Origin of the sequence: Pseudoalteromonas sp. MMG010 (assembly GCF_018100905.1) — a bacterium.
Classification (GTDB): Bacteria; Pseudomonadota; Gammaproteobacteria; order Enterobacterales; family Alteromonadaceae; genus Pseudoalteromonas.
The window spans coordinates 1-17,359 of record NZ_JAGJEG010000003.1 but is presented as its reverse complement, the minus strand read 5'-3'; the positions used below and the strand labels follow the sequence as shown (position 1 = coordinate 17,359).

General features: G+C 38.2%; 14 protein-coding genes and 1 pseudogene. 2 read left to right on the top strand and 13 right to left on the bottom strand.

Annotation, left to right across the window (positions count from 1 at the left end):
• Positions 1–28: 28 nt before the first annotated feature.
• The 5 genes and pseudogenes from J8L70_RS05045 to J8L70_RS16040 form a co-directional block, all read right to left on the bottom strand.
• Positions 29–790: a SapC family protein gene (locus tag J8L70_RS05045; protein ID WP_211054398.1), complete on the bottom strand. Its 762-nt coding sequence runs from the start codon at positions 788–790 to the stop codon at positions 29–31.
• Between the two features lie 10 nt (positions 791–800).
• Positions 801–2,324 carry a tryptophan halogenase family protein gene (locus J8L70_RS05040; protein WP_211054397.1) on the bottom strand — a complete coding sequence of 508 codons (1,524 nt, stop codon included), beginning with the start codon at positions 2,322–2,324 and terminating at the stop codon, positions 801–803.
• Between the two features lie 69 nt (positions 2,325–2,393).
• Positions 2,394–5,138 (bottom strand): TonB-dependent receptor, encoded by a 2,745-nt coding sequence (locus J8L70_RS05035; protein WP_211054396.1) that lies wholly within the window; start codon positions 5,136–5,138, stop codon positions 2,394–2,396.
• Positions 5,139–5,325: 187 nt separating this feature from the next.
• On the bottom strand, positions 5,326–6,297 hold the full coding sequence (locus J8L70_RS05030; RefSeq protein WP_211054395.1) for an aldose epimerase family protein: 972 nt from the start codon (positions 6,295–6,297) through the stop codon (positions 5,326–5,328).
• A 190-nt stretch (positions 6,298–6,487) separates the two neighbouring features.
• Positions 6,488–6,574: pseudogene (locus J8L70_RS16040) on the bottom strand (acyl-CoA thioesterase); the annotation flags it as partial.
• 21 nt (positions 6,575–6,595) lie between these two features.
• On the opposite strand from J8L70_RS16040, the gene J8L70_RS05025 reads away from it, so the two are divergent.
• Positions 6,596–7,300: a 2OG-Fe(II) oxygenase gene (locus J8L70_RS05025; RefSeq protein ID WP_211054394.1), complete on the top strand. Its 705-nt coding sequence runs from the start codon at positions 6,596–6,598 to the stop codon at positions 7,298–7,300.
• 128 nt (positions 7,301–7,428) lie between these two features.
• Complete coding sequence (locus J8L70_RS05020) at positions 7,429–8,781, top strand: M24 family metallopeptidase (protein ID WP_211054393.1); 1,353 nt, start codon at positions 7,429–7,431, stop codon at positions 8,779–8,781.
• Between the two features lie 63 nt (positions 8,782–8,844).
• On the opposite strand, the gene speD is transcribed toward J8L70_RS05020, so the two are convergent.
• The 8 genes from speD to J8L70_RS04980 form a co-directional block, all read right to left on the bottom strand.
• The gene (speD, locus tag J8L70_RS05015) at positions 8,845–9,657 is read right to left on the bottom strand and encodes an adenosylmethionine decarboxylase (RefSeq protein ID WP_211054392.1); all 813 of its coding nucleotides are present in this window, start codon (positions 9,655–9,657) and stop codon (positions 8,845–8,847) included.
• Between the two features lie 93 nt (positions 9,658–9,750).
• Positions 9,751–10,158: an OsmC family protein gene (locus J8L70_RS05010; RefSeq protein ID WP_211054391.1), complete on the bottom strand. Its 408-nt coding sequence runs from the start codon at positions 10,156–10,158 to the stop codon at positions 9,751–9,753.
• Between the two features lie 79 nt (positions 10,159–10,237).
• Positions 10,238–10,579 carry a DUF3802 family protein gene (locus J8L70_RS05005; protein ID WP_211054390.1) on the bottom strand — a complete coding sequence of 114 codons (342 nt, stop codon included), beginning with the start codon at positions 10,577–10,579 and terminating at the stop codon, positions 10,238–10,240.
• Positions 10,580–10,724: 145 nt separating this feature from the next.
• Positions 10,725–12,194, bottom strand: a complete 1,470-nt coding sequence (gene astD / locus J8L70_RS05000; RefSeq protein WP_211054389.1) for a succinylglutamate-semialdehyde dehydrogenase — start codon at positions 12,192–12,194, stop codon at positions 10,725–10,727.
• Between the two features lie 16 nt (positions 12,195–12,210).
• Positions 12,211–13,227, bottom strand: coding sequence for an arginine N-succinyltransferase (gene astA / locus J8L70_RS04995; RefSeq protein WP_211054388.1), 1,017 nt, complete (start codon positions 13,225–13,227; stop codon positions 12,211–12,213).
• Between the two features lie 80 nt (positions 13,228–13,307).
• On the bottom strand, positions 13,308–14,513 hold the full coding sequence (locus J8L70_RS04990) for an aspartate aminotransferase family protein (protein ID WP_211054387.1): 1,206 nt from the start codon (positions 14,511–14,513) through the stop codon (positions 13,308–13,310).
• Positions 14,514–15,002: 489 nt separating this feature from the next.
• On the bottom strand, positions 15,003–16,160 hold the full coding sequence (locus J8L70_RS04985) for an HDOD domain-containing protein (protein ID WP_211054386.1): 1,158 nt from the start codon (positions 16,158–16,160) through the stop codon (positions 15,003–15,005).
• A 40-nt stretch (positions 16,161–16,200) separates the two neighbouring features.
• On the bottom strand, positions 16,201–16,782 hold the full coding sequence (locus tag J8L70_RS04980) for an aminodeoxychorismate/anthranilate synthase component II (RefSeq protein ID WP_211054385.1): 582 nt from the start codon (positions 16,780–16,782) through the stop codon (positions 16,201–16,203).
• Between the last annotated feature and the right edge of the window lie 577 nt (positions 16,783–17,359).

Below are 17,359 nucleotides of genomic sequence, written 5' to 3'. Positions count from 1 at the left end.
TTGTGTGTGTGTTTTACAATGTGTGTAATTAAAGTGTATTAAGATTATTACTCACCATTAATTTAACCTGCTTCAAGGTGTTTAAATGAGGTTGTTTATTATGTAATTTAACCAGTGCATTAAGCTGAAAAAGCGATAACAACATCGCATTTATTACACTCATATAACCGAGCTTGTGCAGCTCAATAATGGTATTGTCGTCGAGCGTTTTAAGTTTATCTTCATCAATTGTGCTTAACCCTTGAATGGTTTGTGCTGCAATGCCTTCAAATTCAAGAACAATATCAATGCCTTTAATTAGCCCTAATTGCGTCATTTTTTCGATAAATTGATAACTCAAGTAATCATTATTTAAATCGCTTTCGAGTAACTTTTTTTGTGCCGATAAATACAAACTCGGATTGCCGTTATCATCAAATAATGCCTGCCCATCACTCTCATTCAGCGCTTTGCTTGTGTCATCTATGGCGATAAAATAATCTCGGCTATTTGCTGCGCGCGTTAATAACTGCAATGGATAAACTTGCATACACACAGGGGTATACAAAGCCTGCCACTGTAAGTTATTTACAAACAAATTTTGCTTTACACTAAAGCTTGCCAATGCCGATAAAGTGTAATGGCCATTATGTGAATTTCGAGCAAAAAACACGCTCTGTTCACAGGCGACTTTGGCCACTTCGGTTACGCGTATATTCATTAAATGTTGAGTGTTTGCGTACTCAATACCGGCATAATCACTTACTTTAAGTGCTTTATGCTTATTACTTGATAATTCACTCATTGCCATTTTTATGCCCTTAAACAGATTGAGTTGCCAACCATTGCTCTATAAAAGCACGGTGAGGGGGTAAGGTTTGTAACATTTGCTCAGTAAGCTGGCTGTTACGTTCAATGATTTGCTGAGCTTGAGCGTGTTGCTGATATAAATAAGCATGTTGAGAAAAATCAGGCTGAAATCCCATGCCATATAACACATATTGATAACTTGCAGCGGGGAATAGCTCTAATGGTCCTTGAAAATCTTGTATTTGTGGACCTCGAGTACTCCATAATAATAAATCCTCTTGTAAGCTTTGAGGAATGCTATTTGGCTGGGTATGCGCCAGCCAATAAGGCTCCTTTCGTTTCGTAAGCATATAATGTAATTTTAAAAAATCGATAATACGCTGCCAACGATAATCCATTTGGTTATTAAAGCGCTTAGCAATGATAGGCATCACTTGAGTATTTGTTGGCATTTGCTCGGCAACAAAACGCGCTGAAATTTCAACTAACATAATAGCAGTGGCCTCTAAAGGCTCAACAAACCCTGCTGCCATACCAATTGCGACACAGTTTTTATGCCAAAATTTTTCACGGTACCCGGATTCAAAAGTAATTTTGCGTGCAGTTAATCCCTTAGCCGCATCGCCCAAGTAGCGTCTTAGATTGATTTCAGCCTCTTCATCTGAAATAAACTTACTCGAATATACATGCCCAACCCCCCGACGATGAGTTAAGCCAATATCCCATATCCAACCCGTATTTTGTGCTGTCGCAATCGTATGACTAGCTAAAAGAGGCTGATTTTCATCATAAGGTACTTGCATGGCTAAGGCGCTATCGTTAAATAGAACATGATCCATTTTTTTAAAGGGTATTTTTAGCGCCTGACCTAATAAAAGTGCAGAAAAACCGGTGCAGTCTATATATAAATCGGCTTCAATTAGCGTGTCTGTATCTTGTAGGATAAGTGAATTAATAGCACCGCTGTTATCAAGCTGAACCTCTTTAACCGTGCCAACAACATGCTCGACCAATAAAGCTTCTTTACAATGTTGTTTTAATAAATTGGCAAATGCTCCAGCATCTAAATGATAGGCGTAATTACAACTCCCTTGATACTCACCCTGAGCGATATTTCGAGGAGCTAAACTTGCTTCACACACTTCATGTTGGAAATTACTTTGTTGTGCAAAGTTTTCTACATTATTTACATAGGGGGCCAGATCTATACGACCATAACCTAATGGGACAGTAAAAGGGTGATAATAAAAGTCACCAGAGCCATACGTCCAATCAACAAACTTCCCCCCTTGTTTAAAACTGGCATTGCAGGCTTTAAACACATCGATTTCGCGCAGGCCAATTTGCTGTAAAGTGTTTTTCATTGTCGGCCAAGTACCCTCACCCACCCCAACCGTTGGAATGTCTGACGATTCAACTAAAATAACCTTTAGCCCACCTTGCTGACTTTTATGTTCAGCGGCAATAATTGCTGCGCTCAACCAACCAGCGGTGCCTCCCCCAACAACGGCAACTGTTTTAATTGCTTTTTGCATAATTTACTCTTTCGTTGTTTACTTAAAACAAATACGTGCTCATTGCTGAGCACGTATTAAGGCTATTGATTAATAAGTACCACGAATACCAAAAGCAAAGCGTGAGCCATTATCTTCAACTGAGTAAATTTGATTAGCAAAGCGTCCTGTTTGTACTAGCTCCTCACCTGTAATATTGATACCTTCAGCAAAAATAGTGAAATTTTCGTTAATATCATAACTCCCACTAATATCCCATTGGCCATAAGTTTCTACATTAACAGGCTCGCCATTAAAGCCATTATCAACTAAGCGTAAAAAGCCTTCACGGTTATTAAAAGCAATGCGGGCTTGCCAATTATCTTGCTCATAAAACACCACTAAATTTTGCGAATCACCTAACCCTTCAAGCGCAAACGTTTCACTTGAATCTGCCGAAATACTCACATCACTATCAACAACAGTGGCATTTGCAATAATACCGAAACCATTGTCGAATAAATGAGTAATACCAATTTCATACCCCGTTACTTTTGCTGATTCACCATTTTGTGGACGACTTACAGTGTATATCTCAGAGCTACCATTAAGCTCAGCATCGGTTTCACCATTACATGAAGTACAGGCATAATCAGGGCCAGTACGATCAGTCATGTTATAGGTTTCTTCTCCCGTTAACGTCACAATAAAGTCATCAACTTCTTTACTAAACACTGCAAAACTAAATAAGTTTGCATCGTTGTAATACCACTCATAAGAGATATCCCAATTTTCTGATTGGAACGGTTTAAGTGCAGGATTTCCCCCGCTTGCGGTTAAGTTTTGGCGACGCGGTTCGTTAAATGTAGTTGCCGGTGATAACTGCGACATCGTTGGCCGTGTAATGCTATCGTAAGCTGCAAAACGTAAAACCATATTTTCTTGTAATTCAAGTTTTGCATTAAATGATGGGAGCAAATTAGAGTAGCGAGTACCTTGTGTAATATCGGTAGCAGGGCCAAACACATTTGCAAATAACGTGGCATCAGAGGTAGGTACTACATCAGCAATAAAGCTTTGTACTGCCGAAACATCTATATCTGTTTGTGAATAACGAGCACCAAAGTTAATAGTGACCGGCATATCTTCAATATCAAACCCTAATGTAAAGTCCATATATAAACTAGAGATGTCTTCGTTTATAGTATAGCGGTTATTTTGTAAGGTTGCTTCAATAGGGTAACCTTGCTCAGCTAAGTATTGCTCCATTTTTTCGCCATCAAAACTGTAAAATGTATCAATTAAGCCAGGGAAGTAATTACTTGCAGTGTACGCTTCAAAGTCTATAAAATCAGTTGGCGCTGCGCTGCCATATCCACAAAACTGACACTGACTACCAAAAATTTGAAAGCTCGATTTCTCGCGTTCCTGTCGATAAGCCCCAAAATTAATCGCCTCTAAAGGTCCTCTATCGGGTACGTATACAAAATCGGCTTTCAATTCAGTAATTTCATCTTGATCAGTAAATTGATTACCTTGCTCGTTGTAATGTAAACGCGCAAGGCTAGCATCTGGTAGCTCACCATTTTCAAAACCGTCGTGAATGACCGTAGGTATACTGCCTGTTGCATCAAAACTATAACTATTAATGATACCCACGACGTTAAAGCGATCTTGCCCTGCACGATCATTTTCAGCGGTTGAATGAGAAGCATCAAAAGTGGCTTTTAATGAGTCATTCACTTGCCAATCTACATTCACACCAAATGCTTTATTTGTAACATCACGAGAGTTACGTGTATGTGACACAAAATCGGTAGCAGGATCACCGCTAGGTGCACCTAATCCTGTTTCTTGAGTGAATGATAGTAACGTACCCGTTTCTGGGTCAATTGTTGCACTGCCCACTCGGTCTGGTTCGAACCACGATGCTAAATCGCGCACTGTCGAATCCACTTCAAATTTAGAAATAAAGCCATCGAGTGTTACAGTAACATCATCAGATGGGGCATATTGCAGTACTAAACTTGCGTTTGTGCGCTCTCTGTCTTGTTCATCGACCACCTGATCCCAGTTACGTGGAATATAAGCATCTTCAAATAATACTCCATCGGTAGGGTTAGAAATAGTTTGTCCGCCCCGCCAGCCTGCCGTAAGAATTTGGTTGTTTTGTAGTTTACGTTGCTGGTTGGTAATAGCAAAAAGCACACCTAACTTGTCATCATTAAATGTGTTACTAAATAAAAAAGAAGCCGAAGGAGATACTTCTTCTGATAAATCTTCGTACATCCCCTTCACAGAGCCAATAATATGCATACCACCAAAATCGAAAGGACGTGCAGTCGTTACATTGATAGTACCGCCAATACCGCCTTCTTGTAGCTTAGCACTGTTACTTTTATAAATATCTGCGCCCGTAATTTGATCGGCAGCTAATACATCAAAGTTAAATTCGCGCCCAGCACTATCGGTTGCTATTTGTCGGCCATTAACTAATACAGTATTAAACTGTGGTCCAAAACCACGAATCGTCACTGCTTGACCTTCTCCACCGCTGCGGTCAATCGCCACACCGGTAATACGCTGTAATGATTCGGCTACATTCAAATCTGGAAACTTACCCAAATCTTCAGCTTTGATACCATCAGTAACGACATTAGAGGCTTTTTTATCTAACATTGAAGAGCGTAAGCTACTACGAATACCTGTAACTGCAATGATTTCTACACCTTTAGATACTGAAGTTGTGTCGACTTCAGCATCTTGTGCAAATGCGTGACCACTTGCCAAGATACCTGCAATAGCAATACTAAGCGTGGTTTTCTTATTTAACGATAATGTGTTGTTAATTATCATCTTTAAAAACTCCTGAGTGTGTGTTTGTTGTCTTTTGTGTGTGTGTACTTATTTATTCATGTATTATTTATCATATAAATACTTTAATTCCTTAAAAAGTGCAACTATTTAGTCAATAACCGCACTAATAAAATTACTATTTTTTATCTTTTTGCTTGCTAAATATTAACAAATAACAAATTGTTAATTAACTAAATGCATAAACAATGGTGTGGCAATATTCTTCGTTGGGTTTTAAGCTCGCAGTAGGAAAATCATCTCGGTTAGGTGCATCCGGCCAGTTTTGAGCTTCTAAACAAATACCTTGTCGTACCAAGAACGGTGCCTCTAAATAATTCCCTGTGTATACTTGCAAACCGGGTTGTGTACTTGAAACTGTTAATGTAACCCCGCTGTTTAAAGAGCTTAAAGTGGCCAGTTCTGTGCATTTGTTGTCATTTTCAAATATATAGCAATGGTCAATACCATTACACAGAGTAAGCTGCTGATGAGAATTTGAAAGTGCATCAGCGATGCGTGTTAAATTAGTAAAATCAAATGCGCTACCAACGACACTTTCAGCTTTCTCCTTGGGGATAGCATTTTCATCAACAGCTAAATAATTGTTACTATTTACTTGTAGTACATGATCAAGCATAGAACCACTATTATCTAAGTTAAAATAACAGTGATTTGTAAGGTTAATAACGGTTTCGGCGTCGCTAGTGGCAGAAAATCGGATACTTAGCTTTCCTCTATCTACACTGATATGTTGATAAATATCTACATTACCAGGAAAGCCTTGATCACCATCAGGTGAACGATAAAATAAAGTAAGCTGTTCACTCGAATGATCGATCACTTGCCAAAGTACTTTGTTAAAGCCAACTAAACCACCGTGTAAGCAGTTTGTGCCATTATTTTTGGCTAGCTGATATTGCTTTCCCGCTAAGGTAAACCGGCCTTTGGCAATACGATTGGCAAACCGCCCAACAGTGGCTCCTAAATAACACGGGTTATCTAGGTAATAGTCGTTATCAGCAACCGACAATGTCATTTCTTGAGTGCGCCATAAAATGCTTTTTATGGTGGCACCAAAGGGCAGTATGCAAACCTCTAAACCTGCTCCATCGGTTAAATGAACCTCCTGCATTTTATTTTCTCTTAACAATCCTGTCATGGTCACACCTTAATCATACAAAACAAATAATTAATATATATTATAAATACGATTTAATTAACCCATACAATTTATTATGTGTCAATGCGAGGCTGTTTTGTAAAGCGCATGTAATAACACGAATAAGCTATGTGCTACGTTTTCTGTATTTTTGTTATTATTACTGAATCGATTGGCATAAATATTTTCTTTCAAACCACACAGGGAGTGCGGTATTGTTAATGTGTCCGAACGCATCAGTTTCATATAAGCGCGGCACCCAAGTATTAATAAACATAATAATTCCAATAGGTAATCCATGACGGACTTTATACGCACTTACGATAATGCATTAAGTAATGAATTTTGCGATAGTTTTATCACTATGTTTTCACAAAGCCCCCACCTAAAACAAGGTATCACCTCTGGTGGTGTTGATTTAAATAAAAAAGATAGCCATGACTTACATTTAAATAATTACCCTGAATATGCAAAACAACTAAAGCATATTCAACAGGTGGCTGCTGCGCATATACTTAAATATATTGAAGAGAATATTTTTATGTTAATTGGTGCATTTGGCCTTAAGGTTTATCATCCTAAAACAGGCAAGCCTACCGATTTAACAGCGCAAAATTATACCGAAATAGGTAAGCCTCAGTTGCCAGTTTTAGTGCAACAAATTTTCCGCTTAGGCAATATACAAGCACAAAAATACGATATAAATAAAGGGGGTTATCCATACTGGCACAGTGAGGTTTACCCGCAACCACAGCACAATGAAGCATTACACAGAGTCTTATTATTTATGTTTTATTTAAATGATGTTGAAGAAGGTGGCGAAACTGAATTTTATTACCAAAAAAGGAAAATAGCGCCAAAAAAAGGGACAATGGTCATTGCTCCAGGTTACTTTACTCACACCCATAGAGGTAACAAACCCATTTCTAATGATAAATATATTTTAACATCTTGGGTGTTATTTAATCATGCTGAAAAAATTTATGGGGCACCCCGTAAATAAAAAGCAGAGAAACTAATTTAAAACGGTTTATGCTTCATTGGTTGATAATATGAGTTATTTGTCTCAAATAGCTGTTGTTTTACACCACTTATGCCATGTTATAAAAAACAATCTTTGTAACATGGCCTATGAAAACATTAAAATTAATAAAAATACGCTTTTTATACTGCACTTACCTTATCGCTTTATTATTCACAGCTTTTAGCAATGCCGCTAACCCCATCGATATATTATCAATGAAAGAACGAGCTCAATTTATTGATAATATGACCGACTTACGCATAAAAACGCTTATGCCTAAGCTAATGAATGAACACAATATAGATATGTGGATTTTAATTAGTCGAGAATATAACGAAGACCCAATTGTAAAAACCATGCTCCCAGCAACATGGTTATCCGCTAGGCGCACGACTATTTTAATGTTTGCACGCAATAAAAATAACAAAGTAGATGCGTGGGCTATTGCCCCTTATAAAATAGGAAACAGCTTTAAAAAAGGCTGGGATAAAACCACTGAGCCAAATCAATGGCAAGCGTTAAACGCATTAATTACTAAATACCAACCTGATAATATAGCCCTTAACACGTCAACCCACTGGGCACATGCTGATGGGCTCACTGTTGGTGATCAGCAACGCTTTTTAGCGAACCTACCACAGCCATATCATAATAAGATCATATCAAGCGAACCATTAGCGATTGCTTGGTTAGAGCAACGGATTGCGCCAGAAGTCGAAATGTATAAAAATATTGTTGCTATTGCTCATGAAATTATTGCAGAAGGGTTTTCTACTAAAGCAATCACCGTCGGTGAAACCACCAGTGATGACTTAGTATGGTGGTTTAGAGAGCGTATTCGACAACTAAAATTGCAAACATGGTTTCATCCAAGTGTCGCCATACAACGAGCCGACAATAAACAATTTGATCATGAACAAAGCTTTACCAATGGTTACAACGATAAAGTGATTCGAGCCGGTGATTTATTACATGTTGATTTTGGTATCACTTATTTACGATTAAACACTGACACCCAGCAACACGCCTATATTTTAAAACCGGAAGAAACACAGGCACCCGCGTATTTAGTAAACGCTTTTAACAGTGCGAATAAGCTACAAGATATATTTACCGCTGAGTTTAAAGCCGGAAAAACAGGAAATCAGGTACTTGCTGCGGCTCGACGCAAAGCCATTGCTCAAGGGTTAAAGCCAACTATTTACACTCACCCTTTGGGCTATCATGGCCATGCTGCTGGTACCACATTGGGGATGTGGGATTCTCAACAAGGTGTTGCAGGCGATGGTGACTACCCATTGCATTTAAATACCGCGTACTCTATTGAGTTAAATAATGCCGTATTTATTAAGCCATGGAATAAAGAAATAAGAATTATGCTCGAAGAAGATGCGTTTTTTGATAACACGGGTGTATGGTATTTAAATTCTCGTCAAACAAAGCTCATACTTATAAAGTAATATGGCTGTTAGGAGCAGTAGAAAGGTTGAAGGGTGTTTTAACACCCTTCTAGTATTAAGTGCTTACTCTGTATCTGGTAAGTTACGACCATAGAAAATTTCTTGAATTTCACGATTCAATTTAGAGCGAATCTCATCTTCTTCAGTATCTGTTAAATCTTTAGTAGATAAACCAAACAAGTACGTATTAAGATCAGTTTCTTTGAGCATCATTTTGGTATGAAATAAGTTTTCTTGGTAAACATTTACATCCATCATTTGATACAGCTCTTTAGTATCTTCAGTCATGTAATTTTGAATTGAGTTTATCGCATGATCAATATAATGCTTAACGCCATTTACATCACGAGTAAAACCACGAACTCGGTAATCAATGGTAACCACATCAGACTCTAAACTATGAATTAAAAAGTTAAGTGCTTTAAGCGGTGAAATAATACCACAGGTCGATACTTCAATATCTGCTCTAAAGGTACAAATACCATCATCAGGATGAGCTTCTGGGTAGGTATGAACACATATATGGCTTTTATCTAAGTGTGCCACAACTGACTCTGGCAACGGGCCTGGCGCTTCATCGATAACATAAGTTTGCGGTGCTTCTACCGGCTCTTCTGACACTAAGATAGTTACACTTGCACCTTGAGGTTCATAATCTTGGCGCGCAACGCTTAAAATATTAGCACCAATAATATCGACCACTTCACCTAAAATATCCGTTAGACGATCTGCACTATACTGCTCATCGATATACTCAATGTATTCTTTACGTTGCTGTTCCGTTTTAGCGTAACAAATATCGTAAATACTAAAGCTTAAACTTTTTGTTAAATTATTAAAGCCATGAAGTTTAATTTTGTCGAAGGGTTTGTTCATACTAAACTAACCTATAATTGAGTGAAATCTGCAGCTGCAGAATTAAAGTTCGCGGATTTTATACGAATTTTCTTCATGGAAAAAGTGTTATTTTTACTGTTCACAAACAACTTCATGGCTATGCGTAATTTCTACTGTTTTATCAAGCATTAAAGCTACTGAGCAATACTTCTCTGCCGATAAAGAAACCGCTCTTGCTAAGTGCTTTTCAGATACATTTTTACCCGTTACAACAAAGTGTAAATTAATTTTTGTAAAAACGCGTGGCGCTGATTCAGCTCGTTCGCTACTAAGCTTAACTTGCACATCGCTAAATTCTTGCTTAGATTTTTTTAAAATACTCACCACATCGACCGATGAACAACAGCCCACCGACATTAATACCATTTCCATTGGGCTTGGCGCTGCACTGTTTGCACCCGCATCAAACACAACATTATGATTAGAACCAGAGCGACCAATAAACGTATCGCCTTCAACCCACTGTACATTTGCTTGCATTGTTATATCTCAATCGTATTACTAATTATTTAAGTCGTTATTAATGTGATTATTAACTAATAACGTATAGAAGGGGAATTTAATGCGCTAACGCACTATCAAACAAGTTTTTTACTAACCCTGCAAATTCATCTATGAAAGCATGCTGCTCAACAGTCACCGGCTGCGATATAATACTACTAAGCACTTCTTGTAAATCATATACTATACCATCTACCTCACGCACTATCAGAGCACGCTCTTCGGTATTCAGCTCTGTGTGCTGCTGACAAAGGCGCATTACATTTTCAGCAATTACATCTTCAATTAATTCCATGACAGTTGGCGCGTTAGCCTTTATCTCTCCCGGCTTTTCAAATAAGGCTAAGTGTTGAGTTAGGTACATAATTAAATCGTCGTAACCCTGCCTATCTAACACCATTATTTTTCTCTCTACTGGATTATTTGATTCAATTTAAGCAGAAAGCCATCCTAATTACTAGGATAACAAAAAGGTTATACTAAAAAAGCGGCAAAAGCCGCTTTATTAACGATATAAAACCACACTACATGCTTATTTATAAAGCTTAATCAATCGATAAACCAGGGCTTAGCGTGGCAGGCATCGCGACCTTTTCAAGTTCAACCGACGCAACTGGGTAAGCACAATAGTCAGCAGCATAATAAGCACTTGCTCTATGGTTACCCGAAGCACCAATACCACCAAATGGAGCAGCACTTGATGCACCGGTAATTGGGCGGTTCCAATTTACGATACCAGCACGTATACGACGTAAGAAATGAGTGTAATCATCTTCGTTATCGCTTAATAAGCCTGCTGATAAGCCAAAGCTAGTGTCATTCGCTTTAGCAATCGCATCATCAAAGTTTTCAAAACGAAATACTTTAAGTAATGGCCCAAAATGCTCTTCATCAGGGAAGTCGGTAATGTTAGTACACTCAATAATCCCAGGTGTCACAAAGCCGGTATTTTCAGTGTGAACTAATTCAACTAATACTTCTCCCCCTAAAGCAGCTAATTGCTGCTGCGCTTTCGCCATTCCTGCCGCAGCGGCATTAGAGATCATAGACCCCATAAATGGCTGCTCTTCATCATCATAGTTACCTACTTTGATCGCTTTGGTCGCCTTAATTAAACCAGCTAAAATCGCATCACCTTGTTCACCACTAGGTAAAAACAATTTACGAGCACATGTACAACGTTGACCACTAGAGATAAAAGCTGATTGAATGATGTCATGAATGGCCGCTTTTTTATCTTCTACATCGGTAATAATGAGTGGGTTATTCCCCCCCATTTCTAAAGCTAATATTTTGCCCGGTTGGCCAGCAAATTGCTCATGTAAAATATGACCAGTACGAGAAGAGCCGGTAAAAAACAAGCCATCAATACCGGTATGAGACGCCAGCGCTTTACCTGTTTCTACCTCACCTTGCACTAAGTTTATTACCCCTGCTGGTAACCCAGCTTGCTGCCATAATTTAAGTGTTAGTTCGGCAACTCCAGGTGTTAATTCTGAAGGTTTAAATACAACCGTATTCCCAGCTAACAATGCTGGAACAATATGCCCATTAGGTAAGTGACCTGGAAAGTTATAAGGTCCAAATACAGCAACAACCCCATGAGGTTTGTGTCGTATCATTGCACGCCCTAATGGCATTGCATTTTCTACATCACCCGTACGCTCTAAAAATGCTTTTTCAGAAATAGCGATTTTACCTACCATGGCGCCAGCTTCAGTACGAGTTTCCCAAAGTGGCTTACCTGTTTCTTTTGCAATCGCTACTGCAAGTTCTTCACTGTGTTCTTTTAAAGTCAGGGCAAACGTTTTAACAATCGCTAAACGCTCTGAAAATGTTTTGTCAGCCCAAGTATAAAATGCTTCACGTGCAGCGTTTACTGCGCTGTCAACCTGGCTAGCTGTCGCTGAATTGGCTTGATAAATAATTTCGTTATTCGCTGGATTTACAGAGTTAAACGATGCGCCTTGACCTTGCGACCATTGGCCATTAATAAATTGTGCAGGATGAGTCATTATACTTTGCTCCTAATTAAATAATTGTAGCACTGAGTGTATCGCCAGCTTGTAATAACAAAGCATCAGCGAGTTGCTGTGACAACACTAAGGTTTTAGCTTTCTCGTCGAAAGCTAAGGCAGAGACTGTTGCTCTAAAGTCAGTTAATTTATCGTTTGCAAGTAACACCATGGTGTTGCCGCTGTTTTCGCCAATCTCAACGATGAATTTTTTTGAGTTACGAATCGTGGCAATATTATCAACCTTCGCCTCAACAGTCGGCCCGGCATCAAAAATATCAACATAGCCGTTAAAGGTGAAACCTTCACTTTTTAATAACTCAATCGCTGGACGTGTATTGCTGTGCACCTCACCAATAACAGCCTGGGCACTTTTGCTTAATAAATTTACGTAGATCGGATATTTAGGCATAAGCTCGGCAATAAATTCTTTTTGCCCGATACCTGTTAAATAATCTGCCGTAGGAAAATCCATAGAAAAAAAGTGTTCTTCTAACCACTGCCAAAATGGGCTATCACCATTTTCATCAGATACACCACGCATTTCAGCAATAACGGTTTCTGCAAAGCGCTGTTTATGCTGATTGATAAACATAAAGCGGGCTTTAGATAACAACTTCCCATTACAGTTTTTACGATAATCATCTTTTAAAAATAAAGTACATAACTCAGTAGCCCCTGTGTAATCATTACACAGCGTTAATATATCAACTGCTTTATATACATTTAATGCTCGAGATGAATGAATAACTTTACTTAAATGATAATGGTAAAAAGCGTCACTTAAACCAACGGCAGCTTCAATGGCAGATGTACCTACCACTTCGCCAGTTTCAGTATCTTCCAAAACAAACAAGTAGCCTTCATCATTTGGCTGGCTAGTTTGCTTAGAAAAAGACTCAATTGAAAGATCGATTTTTTTTTGTAGTAGCGCTTCATTATTTGGTAAAGAAGTAAAGCCGTGTCCTGATTCATGGGCGATATTAACTAAAGCCGAATAATCATTTTGCTGTATAGGACGTAAAACCATCATGAGTCAGCTTGCTCCTTTGTAGTGAACGATAATTAAGGTGTATAGGGCAAGTTATACTCACCCTATAAAATAGTTTGTTGTTAAGCGTTTACAACACTTGCAACCGCTTTTTCAAAACGGGCCATACCTTCGCGTATATCATCTTCTGTGATCACTAATGAAGGAGTAAAGCGCACAACATCAGCACCTGCAACTAAAGTCATTAAACCTTGCTCTGTTGCCGCAACCAGAAATTCTTTAGCGCGCCCTGCAAACTTTTCGTTTACGACGGCACCAATTAATAGACCTTGACCACGAATTTCACTAAACACATCATATTTAGCATTTACCGCTGTGAGTAACTCATTAAATAATGCTGCTTTTTCAACTACCCCAGAAAGCACCTCAGGCGTATTCACGGTATCAAATGCTGCTTCTGCAACTGCACATGCAAGAGGATTACCACCGTAAGTTGAGCCATGTGTACCTACTTTTAAATGCTTTGCAATATCGGTTGTTGTTAACATTGCACCAATAGGAAAACCACCGCCGAGTGCTTTAGCAGTAGTTAATATATCAGGTACCACGTCTAAACCTTCATAAGCATACAAATGACCTGTACGGCCAACACCCGTTTGTACTTCATCAAAGATTAATAACGCATTATGTTTGGTACAAAGATCACGAACCCCTTTCGCAAATTCGTTAGAAGGCGATACGATACCACCTTCACCTTGTAATGGTTCCATCATCACGGCACAGGTATTATCACTAATTAGCGCTTCAAAAGCAGCTAGGTCGTTATAATCACAATGTACAACATCGGCTGGCTTAGGACCAAAACCATCTGAATAAGCAGCTTGGCCACCTACAGTTACAGTGAAGAAAGTACGACCATGGAAGCCTTTATTAAAAGCAATGATTTGCGATTTTTGAGCGCCGTATGTATCTAACGCAAAGCGACGTGCTAGTTTTAACGCCGCTTCATTTGCTTCAGCACCTGAATTAGCAAAATACGCTTTTTCTGCAAACGTAGCATCTACCATTTTCTTTGCTAGGCGTAATGCTGGTTCATTGGTCATCACATTTGATAAATGCCAAATTTTTTCGCCCTGCTCTTTTAATGCTGCAACTAAAGCGGGATGACAATGACCTAAACAGTTAACAGCAATACCACCGGCAAAATCTATAAATTCTCGACCTTGCTGATCCCATACTCGAGAACCTTCGCCTCTTACAGGGATTACACTCGATGGAGCGTAGTTTGGTACCATTACTTGATCAAATAATTCGCGATTAACTGTCATTTTATTTCCTCTTAATTGTAAGCAACCGAACAATATAGATTCGTTGCATTGATAACCCATAAGCTAAAAAGACAAAGTAGACTCTTTATAATTGCTTGACGGTTCAATTTTCAGACGTCCATTATTTCAGAAAAAAAAGCCGCTGTCTTGGGTAAAGAATTCGTGTAGCCCTTTAAAATAAAGGGGTTGAGATATTATTTCAAAGATAGTGAATAACTATTTGCATAAAAAAAAGCCAAATCTAACTTTACTTCGTATACATCCATAAAGCACGCAGCGCTTAAGTTTAATAAGTTATATGTAAGTTATTTATTGAGAGTGAATGATTAGTCGTAAATAATTAACAAAAAATTTAACTAATTTTTTTAAACGCAGCTGAAAAGCTCAAATTATCGACTTAATAATTAAAATTTATACTGCCCGGATTACTCACAAGCGTATTAAAATAACTTATAAGTTAGTTAGCAGCGATAATTTCGCAAGCGATTATCAATCTATCTTAATCGCTAAATTGCTAAAGTTAACCGATTCTAAAAGCCTTAGCTCATCGTTTTTAAAGTTATAGTATGAGAACCACGTAATAGCCTCGTCAGATTCAATTAACTGATGTTCTTTTAGGCTAATAAATTGAGAATAACATTGAGCTTTTTGTATAACTTCAGTCAAAGGCAATAGCGTCTCACCTTTTGCAACACCCTCTGTTAATTGTGATAATACACTATTGAAAGGTAAGAACTTTAACTGCATCTTTTCGATAACTTTTGCAGTGAGCTTTGTGGATCTTTCATTCAACAAGGTAGTTAAAAATAAAGGGTCCGGTTTAAGTTCTAATAACGCTGTATGTAAATTCTTTTTTCTTTCATTACGCGCTAACTGAACTTGCCTTTGCCAAACGGCTTCAAATGTTTTTAAATATAAACGCACCAAAGCAATTTTACCCACATCTAACAACATCCCCAGTGTAAAAGCATGGTTTTCATTAACGCCTTTAAACTGGGCAATTTTTTGCGCTGCAATGGCACAAGCCATCGAGTTATCGCGTAAGCGGCGTTTAAGTAATGAAAAAGGTTCTGTGCTATGAGGCATCCAATGGCGTACAGCAAAGGTTGGCACCACCAACTGTAAGTTATCTAACCCAATGTATCGAAGTGCTAATTTAGGTGAATCAACCTTCACAGACGTCTGGGCACTTAATTGTTTACGGTAGTAAGGCGTATTAACTAAAGTAACTAAATCCCTTCCCAACCAAGTTAGGTTATTAACCAAAGGCTCTAAACGCCCTACTGAAGCAGATTTAACAGCTAGAAGATCGAATAAAGCAGCCACCGTTTCTTCGATTCCAATTGTATCTTTTATTACTTTATCTATATCATTTAATTGCTTTGCAATCGCTGATTCAATTACACCATGTAATTGCTGACTCGCTTGTGCACGAAACTTATGGTGGGCAGTACTCGATTGCTGACGCTTATTAAGAGCGGCAATTTCAACCTCTAATAAGGTTCGCTGCTTCATAGGCTGGCCATAATCAATATCTAAAGTATGGATAAAACCCATTTGTTTGTGTGCAAAGCTATGGCCTAGCAGTAGATCATGCGCTCGCTGTTCAAACGTGCGTACTTTTTGTTTTTGCACCAAATCCGACATTTTTACCCTATGAGATAATTACTCTACAACTAACAACAGTCTAAAAGCGGCTAACAAAGTTATCAAGCAATTCTAAACCAAACTCAGTTAATATTGCTTCAGGATGAAATTGCACCCCTTCTAGTGCCAAATCTTGATGTAGTATACCCATAATTTCACTCTCGACACCCAGTTTATTTTCAGTCCAAGCAGTAACCTGTACCTCTTTGGGTAAAGTAAGTTTTTCAACAATTAAGGAATGATAACGGCAAACAGTCAAAGGGTTAGGTAAGTTGTTAAAGACGCCCTCACCATTATGAGAAATAGCAGAGGTTTTACCATGCATAACGTTAGCTGCATGTATAATATTGGCACCTAAGGCTTGTGCAATTGTTTGATGCCCTAAACAAATACCTAAAATAGGGTAACTTCCTTTTAGTTTATCAACTACATCAAGTGAAATACCCGCCTCATTAGGGCTGCATGGCCCTGGAGAAATAACAATGTGATCAGGTTTAAGCTGTTTTATATCTGCAATCGAAATTTCATCATTGCGTTTTACTAATACATCTTGATCTAACCGCTGAAAATACTGAACTAAGTTATAAGTAAAAGAATCGTAATTGTCGATCATTAACAGCATGAATAAACACTCAAATAATAAGGGCAAAAGAAAGCTATCGAGTAGGCTTATAGTATACAGATAAAATATTCGATAAAACAGAAAGGTTTAGTAGCCTCAACCTTTTATAAACGTCAAACTTACAAAATTGAAGACTCAATATTTTCACCAGAATTTGCGACTAGAAAACTGAATTTAAAATCGTGATTGCTTTTTTCCACCTCATTTTCTTCTCTGTGTGAGCAATGTTTTTGGTTTTAAGTCACTAAGACAAATTTGCACAAAGAGGCGCTACGCTTTGGAGACGCTGCGCTTTAGAGTAGTGATTTAGTGACTGATTGACTAAGCCATTATTTTTAATGTCTTTTCACTTCTCATTTACTCTCATTTTCTTCTCTTTGTGAGCAATGGCTTTTGTCTTTGGTTTTAGTAATTAAGACATTTATTCACAAAGAGGCGCTGCGCTTTAGAGAAGTGATTTAGTGATTGAGTGACTAAGCCATTATTTTTATGTCTTTTCACTTCTCATTCACTCTCATTTGCTTCTCTTTGTGAGCATTGGTTTTGTCTTTGGTTTTTAGTGATTAAGACAAATTTT

What these genes read in the sequence shown, in the direction of transcription:
- J8L70_RS05045 (WP_211054398.1), bottom strand. Translation starts at nt 790, where the DNA reads ATGGCAATGAGTGAATTATCAAGTAATAAGCATAAAGCACTTAAAGTA.
- J8L70_RS05040 (WP_211054397.1), bottom strand. Translation starts at nt 2,324, where the DNA reads ATGCAAAAAGCAATTAAAACAGTTGCCGTTGTTGGGGGAGGCACCGCT.
- J8L70_RS05035 (WP_211054396.1), bottom strand. Translation starts at nt 5,138, where the DNA reads ATGATAATTAACAACACATTATCGTTAAATAAGAAAACCACGCTTAGT.
- J8L70_RS05030 (WP_211054395.1), bottom strand. Translation starts at nt 6,297, where the DNA reads ATGACAGGATTGTTAAGAGAAAATAAAATGCAGGAGGTTCATTTAACC.
- J8L70_RS05025 (WP_211054394.1), top strand. Translation starts at nt 6,596, where the DNA reads ATGACGGACTTTATACGCACTTACGATAATGCATTAAGTAATGAATTT.
- J8L70_RS05020 (WP_211054393.1), top strand. Translation starts at nt 7,429, where the DNA reads ATGAAAACATTAAAATTAATAAAAATACGCTTTTTATACTGCACTTAC.
- speD (WP_211054392.1), bottom strand. Translation starts at nt 9,657, where the DNA reads ATGAACAAACCCTTCGACAAAATTAAACTTCATGGCTTTAATAATTTA.
- J8L70_RS05010 (WP_211054391.1), bottom strand. Translation starts at nt 10,158, where the DNA reads ATGCAAGCAAATGTACAGTGGGTTGAAGGCGATACGTTTATTGGTCGC.
- J8L70_RS05005 (WP_211054390.1), bottom strand. Translation starts at nt 10,579, where the DNA reads ATGGTGTTAGATAGGCAGGGTTACGACGATTTAATTATGTACCTAACT.
- astD (WP_211054389.1), bottom strand. Translation starts at nt 12,194, where the DNA reads ATGACTCATCCTGCACAATTTATTAATGGCCAATGGTCGCAAGGTCAA.
- astA (WP_211054388.1), bottom strand. Translation starts at nt 13,227, where the DNA reads ATGATGGTTTTACGTCCTATACAGCAAAATGATTATTCGGCTTTAGTT.
- J8L70_RS04990 (WP_211054387.1), bottom strand. Translation starts at nt 14,513, where the DNA reads ATGACAGTTAATCGCGAATTATTTGATCAAGTAATGGTACCAAACTAC.
- J8L70_RS04985 (WP_211054386.1), bottom strand. Translation starts at nt 16,160, where the DNA reads ATGTCGGATTTGGTGCAAAAACAAAAAGTACGCACGTTTGAACAGCGA.
- J8L70_RS04980 (WP_211054385.1), bottom strand. Translation starts at nt 16,782, where the DNA reads ATGCTGTTAATGATCGACAATTACGATTCTTTTACTTATAACTTAGTT.